Here is a 14,613-nt window from a genome sequence, read left to right as displayed (position 1 = left end):
AACTGTGAGCACGACCAAGAGGAAGATTGCTATAGCGGGACTCGGACTCATTGCCGCTATGGGCCTGGCTGCACCGCAAGCTTCTGCTGATGAAGCAGCGGTCCGAGCGCTGTCCTGTACGAAGAGCGTGGGCGATACTGGTGGCTGGGTTGAGTGCACCGGTAGCGGTGAGTGGCGCACTGTGTCTATCTGTGACTTCGAGCGCGACCGGACCAGCGTGTGGTACTCGCAGAGTGGGGGCAAAATGCGAAAGTCCGTGCTTGAGTGCCGTTGGGATCTGGCTGACATCAAGATCGAGAAGCGCTGACGACACTTGTCACCAGGCGCAAACTGTGCCTGGCAGCCAGGTGAACCACAGTCAATGGCGGGTGCCGGGGCCAGCCCCGACCACAGGCCTTTCTGTGACGAGCCAGCTGTTGCTGTACAGCAACGAGGTACAGCAACCACAGCAACCGACTACCGTCAGCCGCTCTGAGGCGCCGAGCTACGGATCAGAAGGTGCACGTACCCCATCCGTGCCCGATCCAGCGGGAAGCCGCGGGGAACCACGGTGCTGAGCGGGAACCGCGCACGACGACGGCCCCTGACCAATTGCCTGGTCAGGGGCCGTCTTGAACACACGGTGACTTACGCCGCGAGGGTCAAGACCGAGCTCCGCCCAGGGTTCTCCGTGTCGAACGGGTCGTGCCATTCGCGTGCCAGATCCTGCGGGAATCTACGGGGAACAGTGGGGACTGGCCACGGTGCGACCAAGGGCCCCGGCACCGCCCCGTCGCAGGTCAGCTCAACAGCCGCCGCCAGGAAACCCAAGCTTCCCAAGCTCAGCGCAGGCAATCCGTCCGTTGTGGGGTGCTTCAGCCTCCGCGACCGTATGCTCAGCCGACTTTCACATCTCCTGGGGGTGGGGCTTGCGTCGCTTCGTCACGGTCGTGCTGCTGGCCAGCGTCTGCACCGCGGGCTGCTCTCACACGCCCACATCCAGCCGGACACCGTCTGCCGGGACTGCTGTGTCATTCGCCAGCAGCGCGGCATCCGCGTCTCCTACAGTTCCCGCCTGTGAGGCATCTGTCCATGCTGACGATGCCTTGTCCAAGTCAGGCGAGCTGCTGGTGACTGCCGTGTCCTTGAGCGACGCCACCCTGTCCGCTACGGGAAGGATCGTGAAGCAGGCTCAGGGCCTGAAGGACGTTTCCGAAGCGGTGTGCGGCCTTGAGACCGGCAGCGGTGGCAAGCCGAACCGGGAGACGGTATGCCAGACGGCAAAAGAGTTGGACCGTGACGGCGGTTTGAGAGCACAGACAGAGGCGGAGAGCGCAGCGGATGCGGCAAAGCTGGCACTGCCGGATGACATAGCCACGTTCAAGGCACAGTTGGATGCCGTCGCCGGCCCGGCGAGTGCTGGCACCATCGCTCTGCTGGCCCAGTACTGCGACGACCCTCTCTCCTAAACGCCCCCGTGGCGCATCAGTCATGATCGTGGCCGTCTCAGTTTCCGTCTCATTCAGCCCCGTTCACGGCCGTTCAGGCAAGACTCGGAGCCGTCCCCGCACCCGCGGCCAGCCGCCTATGAACCCAGGTGAACGCCACTGCACCCACCCCAAGATCCCACCAACACAGTTGGAAAGCGTGTTGGGGGCAACCCCTCACGAGTTCGAATCTCGTATCCTCCGCAGCCGCCTGAACAGGCGAAATGAGGACCCCGGACCGCTCAGCGGCCGGGGTCTTCGGCGTGCCCTGGTCTCATTTACTTCCGGCGTTCAAGGCATTCTTCTCGTAAGCCGCATCCCACGCTCCCCGCGAGTCTTGGCCCTGACGCTGCTCAAGGTGCACCTACGGACAGATGCAGAGGTACGTTTCATGTAGGCGTACTTCTATATCTGGAGCGAGGCATGGACAAGCCTGCCGAGATGTTCGACCGGGACTACGAGTGGTCGGCGCTGAGCCGGTTCATCACCGATCCACAGCCGGGCGCGACCCTCGGCGTAGTCTCCGGACGTCGCCGCCAGGGCAAGACTTTCCTGCTGGACGCAGCGTGCCGCGCCGCCGGGGGTTTCTATTTCGGTGCGACCGAAGCCACGGACGCCGAGTCGCTGCGAAGGATCAGCACCGCGCTGACCGATCACGTCCGGCCCCCCAGCCCGTTCCACTTCGCCAACTGGTCGGAGGCTGTCGACGCGCTGCTCGCCCTCGGCTCCGAACGCCCCGTCCCCGTGGTGATCGATGAGTTTCCCTACCTCGCCAAGGCCAACCCGGAGCTGCCCTCGATCATCCAGGAGGCGCTGCGCCCACTGCGCGACCAGCGCACCGGCTCGCGCACCCGGCTGCTGCTGTGTGGCTCAGCGCTGTCCTTCATGGGCCGACTGCTGTCGGGCAACGCCCCGCTGCGCGGCCGGGCGGGTCTGGAGCTGGTCGTGCGCCCCCTCGACCACCGCCTCGCCGCGGACTTCTGGGGCATCACCGATCCTCACCTGGCCATGAAGGTGAACGCGATCGTCGGCGGCACCCCCGCTTACCGGCGCGAGTTCGCGCGCGGCGACACCCCCAAGGGGCCGGACGACTTCGACGGCTGGGTTGTCCGCACCGTCCTCAATCCCGAGACTCCCCTTTTCCGCGAGGCCCGCTACCTGCTGGCCGAGGAACCCGACCTTCGTGACACCGCCTTGTACCTGTCCGTCCTGGCCGCCGTCGCCGACGGCAACACCACCCGCGGGGGCATGGCCGGCTATCTGGAACGCAAGGCCACCGACATCGCGCACCCCATCAACGTTCTCGAAGACGCCGGACTGCTGCACCGCGACGCGGACGCATTCCGCAACAACCGGCCTACATACCGCATCGCCGAACCACTGATCGGCTTCTACCACGCGATCATGCGCCCGCTCTGGGACCAGCTCGAACGCCCCGGCAGTGCGGCACGGGTCTGGCAGGCCAGCCGCCGGCGCTTCGTGAGCAACGTTCTGGGACCCCATTTCAAACAGGTCTGCCGCGACTGGGCCCTGCACCACTCCGACCCCGAACTTCTGGGCGGTCTGCCCGCCCGCGTCGGGCACGGCGTGGTCCACGACCCCAAGGCCCGCATCGGCCATGAGGTCGACGTGGCGGTCATCGGCATCGCCGACGGCGCCAAACCGCCGCTCCTGGCCATCGGGGAGGCCAAGTGGAACGACACCATGGGCATGGCCCACATCGACCGCCTCCGGCATATCCGCGACCTGATCGCCCAGGCCGGACGCTATGACACGAGCGGCACCCGGCTGCTCTGCCTCAGCGGAGCGGGCTTCAACGACAAGGCGCACGCCTCAGCAGAGGCGAATCCCGACATCCATCTGATCGACTTGGCGACCCTCTACAGCCCAACCTGATACAGGACCACACCTCCCTGGCCGGTATCCGCGGGTCAGCCTGGAAGGCTGCCCCCAGAACCGTGGTCACGGTGGCGTACGACTGCGGCTGTCCGGGATGAGCTCGGCGGTGGCGACCAGGAGACTGTTACGCAGTCGGGTGTCGCACACTCTGCTCAGCATTCCGTCTCAGCTGACTTTTTGTCTGCCGTCTCCCCTGCCCAGGTGGGAGGGGCAACACTATGTACCGATAGGTGCACGCCTGAAGCATTCCCGTGCGAACGAGTGAGGCGGAGATCTCTGTGGTGTCCTTCCTGGGCCGTGACAAGTCCGGCTCTGGGGCCGGCCGTTGTCGAGCCGTGCCCGTTCCGCTGCGGATCGGCGAGCGGGAGATCGAGGCGTACCGAATTGTCGGGGCCCTCTCTCGGGAGGGGCCCGCGGCGGCGGACGTCGGTGCTCTGCACGACCTCGTTCGCTCGGTCATGTCCCAGGGCAGCTGTGTCGTTGTTCAGCATGATCCCGCGATCCTCGGCCCCGGGCATCACCACCACTCGCTGGACTGCGTCGGCGACTGCGCGAGAGTGGCGCTCCCGCTCCTCGGGGTGGCGGACGCCTCCGGTTCTTGGCTGATGGGACCGAAGAAGATGGTCCGTGAGCTGTGCTCTGTGAGCGAGGTGTCGGCTGCGCACATCGCGGAGTCCCATCCGCTGATCGATGACTTCAGCAGGTTCAGCCATCTCTGGAACGGCAGCATGCGCGTGTCGCAGCCCGAAGGCCCTCGGTCTCTGGGTGCCGCTCTGGGGCAGGGATTGGGGGAGATGCACCGCAGGGGCATCGTGCACGGTGATGTGCGCAGTCACAACATCTTCGTTCAGGACGACGGCCGCGTCATGTTTTACGGCGACCTCGCCGGGGCGAAGTTTGTGTGCGCGTCGGCTCCCCCGGAACTGTTCGCCACCGACCTCGTACACGTCCTGGAGATGATGATCCCCTCTATGTGGGAGGGGTTCCGGGAGCGGTACACGCAGGAGTGGCCGGGCGGGCACCAGGTCGTCGAGTTCGTCGAGAGGTCGGGGCACCCGACGTGGCAGGCGGCCGTCGACGCCGGGGACTTCATGGGCGGCCTGAGGCGCATTGACGAGGTCCTATCGGGTCCGAGCCTGAACAACCTGGAGCGAATGGCGCTGCTGGCGAGCAAGGGCATGTGCCTGGCCCAGCTGGGCCGCCCACAGGCCTCGGCGGAGGTCAACAAGGAGGCGCTCCGTCTGGCGATCGGGGAGGAGTTGCCGGACGACGTGACCAACGAGATGCGGTACACCCTCGCCGTCTCGCTCAGCCTGGCGGGTGACGACGCCGCGGCCCTGTCGACCCTGACGGCGCTCATGGCCAAAGCGAGAAAAGGGCATCTGCACCCCGACCTCCAGGAGCGCGTCGCGCAGAGCATCGAAACCATCAACAGGAGAAGAGGCTGAGCCGGAGCAAGCCGTCCCGGCCTGCGAGGGATTTCTCAACCACCGTCCGCCGTCGCTACATTCGGTCCAGGGCGCCGCAGCCGACGCCGTCGTTCAGGGACTGATTCCGGGGGAAGCGTGACCGAAGCACTACCGCTGCACGGGGAGTTGTTCGTCGACGACGAGGTGACGGCCGACGATCGGCAGCTGCTGTCCGATGCCGTGGGCGGACTGGGGGTGACCGTACGGCCAAAGCCGACTCCTGCCCTGCGCGGGGCGGACACCGTCACCTGGGTCGTCCTGGCTCTGCTGCCCCTGCAGGCGGTCCTCACCAGCCTCGGCACCAAGGCCGGTGAGGACGCCTGGGCGCGGTTACGGAAGACCGTTGCCTCGATCGCCGCCCGTCGGGGCACCACCGCACAGGAGCCTGGCCCTCCGACAGGCACATCCGCCACCCCCCTGGTTCTGCAGGACACCACCACCGGAATCCGGATCCTGATGGAGCCGGACCTGCCGGACGGCGCCTATGCCGCACTCCGGGAACTGGACCTGAGCCGGTTCCAGTACGGGCCGCTGCATTACGACCGAGAGGCCCAGCGCTGGCGCAGCATCGCGGACGAGGTAGCAGAATACGGCCTGTGACATGCGCAGAGAGCATCTGGACGAACTGCTCGCCCTGCTGACCGAGTACGAAGCGGGCGGCGATCCGGAATCGGTCACCGGTTTCGAGGCACTTCGGGTGATCTTCGGGGCGCTCGGTCGTGCCACCGGCGAGTATCACCTCACAGGCACGTTCGATCCCGTGGCTCTGCGCGCGACGTCCCGGATCTTCGACCACCGCATCCGGGCCGCGAGCACCCCCGCAGAGGCAGAGCAGCAGCGGACCCTGCTCCGGTCCGTCATCAAACAGTTCGGCAGTCTCCCGGCTCCCACCACAGGCGGACCGGCCCTCCCCACCCCCGAGGACGATCTGGAGGCCCGGCACGCCAAGGGCGTTCGGCTCCTTGATGCGGCGCGGAACGAGCGCAACCAGTACGCCTCCAATGGTGCCGTCGTGGTACTCCGCGAGGTGGTCGAGCGGATACCGGACCACGACCATGCCTTCAGGGCCTTTGCGCTGTCGAATCTCCGCCAGGCCCTGATGCTGCGCTACGGCTACGGCATGGGGCAGGCGGGCGACATCGACACCGCGCTGCGGCACATGCGGACGGCGGTCTCGCTCAGCGCCGGCGCCCCACAGCCCTTGACGCGTGCCCTGCATGCCATCAACCACGCGGAGATGGCCCGGTTCGCGTTCAACCACACGCAGAATCCCGCTCAGCTGGAGGAGGCCCGCGCGGCATACCGATCGGCCTACGAGCTGCACCCTGAACCGGACATCCGCAGGGAGTTGCGTAAACGTGCGGTCGTGTGCGCCTCCTTACTGGTGCGGCTCAACAGCGCTCCCGACGTGCTGGACGACACCGTCGCGTTCGCCGTCCGGACGCTGCCCGCCGAGACCGACAAGTCCTACGCGCAGGACGTCCACGCCATCGCGGAGCTGTACCAGCGGGCGTACCAGCAGGGTGGGAACGCCTCTCATCTCAGGCAGGCACAGGCATACTTCGAGCAGGGCCTCGGCCACGCGCCACCGGGTCACCCGGCGCGGGCCGAGATCCTCGAAGGGCTCGCCCTCAACCACCGGCTCGCTCACGAGCGGGGCAACGACCCGGCGCACCTGGAGGCCGCCATCGCCGCCGGCCGTGACGCCGTGGCGGCCTCCCCGGGCGGGTACTCCGACGCCTCCCTGCACCTGCTCGGTCTACAGGAGCTGAGCGAGACGCTGCGCGGCCACTACGCGCACAGCATCACACCGGAATCGCTGGTGGAAGCGATCGAGGCGGCGCGCCAAGCCGTGGCGGTGGCTCCACCTGATCCCGAACGGGCGCGCAGGTCGGTGGTCCTGTGCATCCTGTCGCAGCTCCAGTTCCAGCGCACGGAGGACCCCCTCGACCTGCACGAGGCTGTCGAGGCCGGGCGAGCGGGACTGCGCGGCCTGGCGGCAGAGGACCCGAGCCATGTGCTCGCGGCCTGTTCCCTCGCCTCGGCCCTGCTGCTCCTGAACACGCCCGACGCGCTCGACGAGGGTGTCGCCACGCTGACCGACGCGGCGCGGCTGCTGCCACCCGACCACCCCTACACGCAACGGTGCGCAGTCGATCTCTCCGGAATGCTTCACGAGCGGTACCGCACAGCGGGTCGGCGGGAGGACCTCGACCAGGCCGTGGAGGTCGGGCGGGCGGCCGTGGCGGTGGCCACGGACGGCCCGTACGGCGCGGAAGCCGCGTTCCGCCTGGGTACCGCTCTGGCCGCGGCGCACGCGGCTGACGGCCGTGCCGGACCAGCCCAGCAGGCGATAGAAAGGTTCCGGGACGGCGCCGCGATCACCTCGGCACCACCGGACGACCGGTTGACGTGCGCGGTGGCCTGGGGCAGCACCGCAGCGGCAAGCGGCGCCTGGGTGGAGGCGACACGCGGACACACGTACGCGGTCGGTCTCCGCGCAGAGCAGTCCGTACGACGCCTGCGGCGACCCGATGAGAAGCCGGTGCCTACGGCATCCGGGCACGGCAGCCTCGTCCAGGACGCCGTTGCCGCCGCGATCCGCGCCGGCGATCCGGTCCAGGCACTGCGGCTTGCGGAGCAGGGACGGGCGATGCTGCTGGACCAAGCGCTGGACTCGCGGAGCGACCTCACACTGCTGGAGCAGGTGGCGCCCGACCTCGTCCCCCGCTTCCGAGACCTGGGTGCCGCACGTGACGTCCTGGGGGCCGGGACCGGTCCGGGGAACACCGCCCGTTCGGCTGCGGCAGAGCGCGAGCACCGCGCGGCACTCGCCCGGGAGTGGGACACGCTCCTGGCCGAGATCCGCGATCGCGGCAACGGTCTGGAGGACTTCCTGCGACCGCCGGACGAGGCCCAGCTGCGTGCGGTCGCCGAGGACGGCCCGGTCGTCGTGCTCAACGTCAGCCGCTACGGCGCTGACGCCGTCGTACTCCGCGCCGACCGCGTCTTCTCCGTGCCGCTGCCAGGGCTCTCACTGTCCGACCTCACCGGACCGCGCGGGTGGGTCACCAGGTTCGTACATGCCATGCGGACGTTCACGGGGATTCCCGGCGAGCCGGCCGCCCGCGAGATGAGGGCCGTCTTCGCCTGGCTCTGGGAGGCAGTCGCGGAACCCGTGCTGTCGGCACTCGGCCACAACGGCACACAGCCGGACGTCCCTTCCGGGCCTCGGCTGTGGTGGTCGCCGACCGGCCCGCTGACCCTGCTGCCTGTGCACATGGCAGGTCGGCACGACGGCAGCCGGGACAACGTCCTGGACCGAGTCGTCTCCTCCTACGCGACGACAGTACGGGCACTTCGGCACGCCCGGTCCCGGCCGGCCAGGACCTCCAGCAGTCCCCTGGCCGGCCTGGTTGTCTCGCAGCCGTTCACGGGGCGCAGATTCCTGAGGGAGGCGGAGGCCGAAGCCTGGTTGCTGCAGCGCCGGTTCCCGAACTGCGAGGTGCTCCCCGACCACATGGCGACGCGGAAGGGCATCAGCCGTGCACTACTCGCCGCGCACTGGGTCCACTTTGCGTGTCATGCCAGCAGCGATCCCACCCGGCCCGAGACCGCGTACCTCCAGGCCATCGACGGACGGCTGACCCTGACGGAGATCTGCCAACTGCGGTTGAGCAACCCCGAGTTCGCCTATCTCGGGGCATGCGATACCGCCCGGGGCGGTGAGGACCTGTGTGAACCCCTGCACCTGGCCTCGGCCTTCCAGCTCGCCGGTTACCGCCACGTGGTCGCCGCGCAGTGGCCCCTGCCCGACGACATCGCACTCGCCGTGGCCAAGGCGTTCTATGAACGCTTCGATCCCAGCCGGGCCACATCGACCGGGGTCGACCCCGCCCTCGCCCTGCATGCGGCCCTGTGCCAGGTGCGTGCCGAGCATCCCGGGTGTGAGGAACAGTGGGGGGCATTCGTCCACTTCGGCGCCTGAGGGCTCCGTACGCACAACGGCTCCGACCACAACCTCACGGCTGCGTCCGTCCCTGCCTCGGCCCGCTCACCTGGTCCACTCCGAGCCCTTGACCGTCACCTTTGTCGTCCTGATATCCAGCGATGGAGAGGCTGGGTGTCGCAGGGCCAAATCTGCCCGATAGGTCATTCGCTGACGTTGAAGGTGACTCCCGTGGTTTCAGTTCTGGTCTCATTGCCCCCCCGTCCAGCGCCTCCGAAACGCCCGCCGTCACCCGCTCCGCCCCAGGTCTGAACACCCCCGTCCGGCCTCGAACCCCCAGACGAACATTTGGAAAGCGTGTTGGGGGCAACCCCTCACGAGTTCGAATCTCGTACCCTCCGCAGCCGCCTGAACAGGCGAAACGAAGAACCGAGCCACAGTCGTGGCTCGGTTCTTCGGCGTGGACCGGTTGCAATTTTGGTTGCGTTCATAGCGATATTCGGGACATCCCGGAGAAGAGTCAGGTGCACGCTCCGCATCCCACGGCGGTGGCCGGGCACCAGCTACGTGGCGGGCCCCCTACGGAACCTGGTGGTAGACGTCGTGACGGTTGCCGTCGGCGGGCGAGCCCTTGGAGGGTGCGAGCCGCCAATGCTCGCGAGGGAACCTGCCCTCATGCCGCACCCGCTGACCATGGGGATACGCCATTCTTGAACCCGCGCCGAGACTCCGGCCCTGGTCCACGACCCCTGGTTCGACGAGGTGCATGCCGCGTGAAGTCCCGATCAACGCTGGCGACATGGCTGGGCAGCCTCGACGGCTCTCGTCTGGCACGCGTGCTCGGTGCGTGAAGGGACGCCATGTCCCCTCCGGAGCCGCGCTCGGTGGGGAACTGGCGGACCGTCTTCAGCGCCCGGGACCGGTGGCCCTGTCCCTGCCGCGGCTCGCGCTGCCGCACCTCCAGGTGGCCGAGGCGATGGCGGCGCTGGGTGCGCCCGCGTCGCGCGATATGGCCTGGGGAGTTGCTGGGGGCGTCGGGCGAGGAATCCACTCGCGCACTGGACGCCGTACTGGAAGTGCTGGCCGATCATGCTCTGGTCTGGCCGGACGGCGCGGGCGAGCTCCGCATGGCTGGATCGCTGCGCCAGGCATGGGACGCACCCCTGGGACTGGATGCCCCGCTGGAGCAGCTGCTCGCGGGCGCCACCTCGGACGAGCTGGGCCGCATGCTGGCGGCATTGGGCGTCAAGCCTCCGGGCACCAAGCCGCAGCGACTGGCCGCACTGGTGGAACACCACAGCGACCCGGAACAGGTTGCCTCGGTGGTCGCGAAAGCCCCTGCGGCGGCCCGGAAGCTGCTCGAACGCCGCGCGGAGGGCGAGCCGGAGCAACCGCAGTTCATCGTGCTCGGCGCTCCCGGCCCCGGCCTCGAACCGGGCGCCCGTTGGGCACTGCACCGGGCACTCCTGGTCCAGGACCGTCACGGCTACGGTCCGGTCCGTATGCCGGCCGAGGTGGCGCTCGCGCTGCGCGGGCCGGGCTGGCACGCTCCGTTCGAACCCGTCCCGCCTTCCGTGCGATCGGTGTCCGTCACCCCGGCGGAGGTGGACCACGAGGCATCAGCCGCGGCCGCGGCGTTCGCGTCCCATGCCGCCTCAGTCCTGTCGGCCTGCTCGGCGACCGCGCCGACGCGGCTGAAGTCCGGCGGGATCGGTGCGCGTGAGCTGGCCCGCATCGGCAAGGCCGCGCAGGCCGACGACGCCGTCGTACGCCTTGCCCTTGAGACCGCGTACGCCGCCGGGCTCTTGGGCCGGGACGGCGGTGGCGTGGCGCCCACCGAGGCGTACGACGCCTGGGTGGAACAGGAACCCCCGGAGCGGTTCGCCGTGTTGCTCCAGGCGTGGCGGACCCTGGCGCTGATCCCGACACAGGCACGTGACGCGGACAACAAGGCCCTTCCCGCGCTCGCGGGAGCACCGCCCTGCGACGGCTGCGTGCAGGCTCGCCACGGGCTGTTGGCCGCGACCGCCCAGCTCCCGGCCGGGCAGGGTGCGACGGTCACCTCGGATCTGGGGTCCCTGATCGCCTGGCACCGCCCGCTCGCCCACGCATCACCCTCGGACGGAACACCGTTCGCCACCGTGATCCGTGAGGCCGAGATCCTCGGCGTACTCGCTCGCCGAGTGCCGGCGGCTGCTGCCCTCGGCCACCGCGACGGCACGGATCGGCGCCGACCTCACCGCCGTCGTCACCGGCACACCGTCCGCGCGGCCGGCCTCGCTCCTGGACTCCGTCGCCGCCCGGGAGACCAGCGGCACGGCATCAGTGTGGCGGTTCAGCGCCGGCAGCATCCGCCGGGCACTGGACGCCGGCCGTACCCGCGACGACATCACGGCCGACCTGGCCGCTGTCGCCGCCGAATCCCTGCCTCAGCCGCTGACGTACCTGATCACCGACACCGCACGCGGCCACGGGCGCGTGCGCGTCTCCCCCGCCGCCTGTGTCATCCACGGCGACGAGCCCTCCCTCCTGGCCGAACTCGCCGCCCACCGCGGGCTCGCGACGCTCGGGCTGCGACAGCTGGCGCCGACGGTGCTGATCAGCCGCAGCCCGCTCGAGACGACTCTCGCCGCGCTCCGCGCCGAGGGTTACGCCCCTGTCGCCGAGACCGCCGAGACCGCCGAGACCGCCGAGGGCACGGTACGGATCGAGAAGACCCGGCCTCAGCGGGCCGCCGCTCCTGTGCCGGCTCCGCGCGGCACCGGCGTGAGGGGCAGCGGCCGTATCGCTGCCCCAGGCGTGGCGAAGGCACCCGCTCCAGTTGATCCGAACGTCTTGGCGACCCGGCTGCTGAAGGCCCCGACGACGCCTCCCGCACCTGGGCCGCTCGACGGGGGAGCCCATGCCATCGATGCCGGTGAACCCAGCACCGTCGAGTACGTCGCCGCCTCGGGCAGCCGGACGGTGCGCACCCTCAGCCGCCACATGCTCGACCCGCCCTACCTCGAAGCCTGGTGTCACCTGCGAGACGACGAGCGCGTTTTCACCCTCTCCCGTATCCATGGCGTCATGAGCCTCACGCCCGAATGAGAGCGCGTCAGGCGGCCTCGTGGTTCTCCTGGGTCGCGCGCGGGCCGTCGGCGGCAGGAAGGGCCTGCTCGCACCAGATCGTCTTGCCGGTGGTGGTCTGCCGGGTGCCCCACCTCTCGGTGAGCTGGGCGACCAGCATGAGGCCCCGCCCTCCCTCGTCGAAGACCCGCGCCCGCCGCAGGTGCGGTGCTGTGCTGCTGCTGTCGGAGACCTCGCATATCAGCCTGCGGTCGTTGATCAGCCGGAGTTGGATGGGCGGGGCGCCGTACCGGATGGCGTTGGTGACCAGTTCGCTCACCACGAGCTCGGTTACGAAGGCCGCCTCCTCCAGACCCCAGGCCGCGAGCTTTCGGATGCTCTCGGTCCGGACGTGGGCCACCACGGCCGGGTCCGCGGACACGTCCCACACCGCGACCTGTTCGGCGTCGAGCCCACGGGGCCGCACCACCAGCAGCGCGGCGTCATCGGCCGGGCGATCGGGCAGCAACGTCCGCACCACCTGGTCGCACAGCGCTTCCAGGGAGTCGCCGGGTGAGGTCAGCGCCCGGCGCAGCATCTCCAGCCCCTCGGTGATGTCGCGCTGCCGGGATTCCACCAGACCGTCGGTGTAGAGGGCGAGGAGGCTGCCTTCCGGCAGCCTCACCTCCACCGATTCGAACGGCAGACCCCCCAGGCCGAGTGGCGGCCCGGCGGGGAGCTCCAGGAAGGACACCGTTCCGTCCAGGGCGACGAGGGCGGGCGCCAGATGGCCGGCGCGGGCCATGGAGCAGCTGCTGGACACGGGGTCGTACACCGCGTACAAGCAGGTGGCTCCCATGTCCCCGACCTGCGCGGCCGTTCCGCCCAGCCCCTCGTCCGCACCGCCGCCGGACTCCGCCGACTCCTGTATGACCAGGTCGTCCAGCCGGGTGAGCAGCTCGTCGGGCGTGGGGTCGACATCGGCGAGGGTGCGTACGGCCGTGCGCAGCCGCCCCATGGCCGCCGCGGCGTGCATACCGTGCCCGACCACGTCCCCGACCACCAGCCCCACCCGGGCGCCGGACAGCTCGATCACGTCGAACCAGTCGCCGCCCACCCCGGCGCGGGGGCTCGCGGGCAGGTACCGCGAGGCGACCGCCATTCCCGACGGTTGGGGGAGCCCCTGCGGCAGCAGGCTGCGCTGGAGCACGAGCGCCGCCGTGCGCTCCCGGGTGAAGCGCCGGGCGTTGTCCAGGCAGACCGCCGCCCGGGACACCAGTTCTTCGGCGAGGGTCAGATCCTCCGGCCCGAAACCGTCCGGGGAGTCCCGATCCCGGGTGAGCATCACCACGCCGAGCGTGGTGCCTCTGGCCCTGATCGGGGCGAGGATCCATGAGTGCGTCCCGAACCTGCGGGCCTTCGCCACTCGTGCGGGCTGCTCGTTCAGCCAGGTGTCGACGACCGGGTCCGTCGTCCGGTACAGCGCGGAACGGCCACCGGCCAGGCACAGGGCCGCGGGCGAGTCGGCCGTGAAGACGTCGGCGTCGTCAGCGGTGTGCAGCACTTCCAGGGAGCCCTCGGCCCACCTCGTTTCGGCCATCCGACGCAGCCGGACCGGGCCGGGGAGCGGCCCCGGGGCGGGCTCGTCCCCTCTGAGCAGGATCTCCAGCAGATCGACCCGGACGAAGTCGGCGAACCGGGGGACGATCACCTCGGTCAGTTCCTGCGCGGTCCGGCTGAGGTCCAGGGTGCTGCCGATGCGGGCGCCGGCCTCGTTCAGCAGGGCGAGCCGCTCCCGAGCGACTCGGACGTCTGTCACATCGCTCATGGTGGTGCACACCCCGAGCGTCCGCCCCCAGCGGTCCCGGAGCGGGGTGGTGGAGACGCTGTACACACGAGAGTGCGCCAGGTGCGGCGGCTTGGCGCGGACATCGAAGGCGTCCTGTTCCTCACCCGTCTCCAACGCCAGGCGCATCCGCCGCTCCCACTCCGCGAGCTCGCGGCCGCTGAGAGGCTCCACCAGAGGTCGCCCGCGGCGGACCTCCTCGTCCGGTATGCCGGTGAGCCGCCGCATCGCGGCGCTCTGACACACACAGCGCAGCTCCGCGTCATAGAGCGCGACGGCCGCCGGCGAACTGTTCAGCAGCCACTGCGACAACGCCTCCCGCTCACGGCGTCCGGTGGGATCGGGAGGCGGCCCGAGCAGCAGCACCCAGTCGGACAGGCCGTGGTTCGCCACCAGTGGATGCCGGGACACGGGAAGGGGCACCCCCCGGCCGTCCCGGTGGCGGACGGGGAGCACGACACGGCTCTCCTGCGGGCCGCCGCCCGGGCCGATCCCGGCCGGCAGCGGCACGCCCAGCAGTTCCGTCACCGACCGGCCGACCGCTTCCGCGGGCTGGTAGCCCAAGAGGTCTTCGGCCCCCTGACTCCAGGCACCGACCACACCCTGGGCGTCGGTGAGGACCAGCCCCAGCAATCGGTTCCCGGGGCCGCCGCCCACCCCTTCCAGGGCTGAATCGCCACCTGCCATGCTCCCCAGCTTGGCGCCGTTCATGTGGTCGAACAACTTGCGCGAACGGCGCCCGGCTCCCGACGCCAGTTGCTGGGGCCTCCCATCGACTGCCGCCACGGCTTCCAGCGCGTCAGCCATGGCGTGCGCCGCAGGGGTGGGCGTGACGGACTGGCGACCGCCGCCAGGATCTGCTCCGGGACGACCGGCTTCCAGCCGGTGCTCTGCGGCGGGACCGCAGGGAGGGGCGGAGGGTCGGGAGGGTCGGGA

Annotated in this window: 7 protein-coding genes; 6 read left to right on the top strand and 1 reads right to left on the bottom strand. The window is 69.7% G+C overall.

Annotation, left to right across the window (positions count from 1 at the left end; all coding sequences use genetic code 11):
• The first annotated feature begins 1,124 nt into the window (after nucleotides 1–1,124).
• The 6 genes from ABZ078_RS16785 (at nucleotide 1,125) to ABZ078_RS16760 (ending at nucleotide 11,873) form a co-directional block, all read left to right on the top strand.
• A complete protein-coding gene (locus ABZ078_RS16785; RefSeq protein ID WP_356575886.1) occupies nucleotides 1,125–1,448 on the top strand; it encodes a hypothetical protein in 324 nt (107 codons plus the stop codon).
• A 441-nt stretch (nucleotides 1,449–1,889) separates the two neighbouring features.
• Entirely contained in the window at nucleotides 1,890–3,362 is a 1,473-nt protein-coding gene (locus ABZ078_RS16780) for an ATP-binding protein (protein ID WP_356575884.1), read from the top strand.
• Between the two features lie 338 nt (nucleotides 3,363–3,700).
• On the top strand, nucleotides 3,701–4,813 hold the full coding sequence (locus tag ABZ078_RS16775; protein WP_356575882.1) for a hypothetical protein: 1,113 nt from the start codon (nucleotides 3,701–3,703) through the stop codon (nucleotides 4,811–4,813).
• 117 nt (nucleotides 4,814–4,930) lie between these two features.
• Entirely contained in the window at nucleotides 4,931–5,434 is a 504-nt protein-coding gene (locus ABZ078_RS16770; RefSeq protein ID WP_356575880.1) for a hypothetical protein, read from the top strand.
• 1 nt (nucleotide 5,435) lies between these two features.
• Nucleotides 5,436–8,822, top strand: coding sequence for a CHAT domain-containing protein (locus ABZ078_RS16765; protein WP_356575878.1), 3,387 nt, complete (start codon nucleotides 5,436–5,438; stop codon nucleotides 8,820–8,822).
• A 2,109-nt stretch (nucleotides 8,823–10,931) separates the two neighbouring features.
• On the top strand, nucleotides 10,932–11,873 hold the full coding sequence (locus tag ABZ078_RS16760; protein WP_356575876.1) for a helicase-associated domain-containing protein: 942 nt from the start codon (nucleotides 10,932–10,934) through the stop codon (nucleotides 11,871–11,873).
• Nucleotides 11,874–11,880: 7 nt separating this feature from the next.
• Here the strand turns inward: ABZ078_RS16760 and ABZ078_RS16755 are convergent, their stop codons facing one another.
• On the bottom strand, nucleotides 11,881–14,364 hold the full coding sequence (locus tag ABZ078_RS16755; RefSeq protein ID WP_356575874.1) for a SpoIIE family protein phosphatase: 2,484 nt from the start codon (nucleotides 14,362–14,364) through the stop codon (nucleotides 11,881–11,883).
• Between the last annotated feature and the right edge of the window lie 249 nt (nucleotides 14,365–14,613).

The organism is Streptomyces sp. NPDC006385 (assembly GCF_040612485.1).
In the GTDB taxonomy this organism is placed as follows: domain Bacteria; phylum Actinomycetota; class Actinomycetes; order Streptomycetales; family Streptomycetaceae; genus Streptomyces.
This window is presented reverse-complemented; position numbering and strand designations above follow the sequence as displayed.

Excerpts from the sequence above, each read along its gene's own strand:
- ABZ078_RS16780 (WP_356575884.1), top strand. The coding sequence starts at position 1,890 with ATGGACAAGCCTGCCGAGATGTTCGACCGGGACTACGAGTGGTCGGCG.
- ABZ078_RS16755 (WP_356575874.1), bottom strand. The coding sequence starts at position 14,364 with ATGGCAGGTGGCGATTCAGCCCTGGAAGGGGTGGGCGGCGGCCCCGGG.
- ABZ078_RS16765 (WP_356575878.1), top strand. The coding sequence starts at position 5,436 with ATGCGCAGAGAGCATCTGGACGAACTGCTCGCCCTGCTGACCGAGTAC.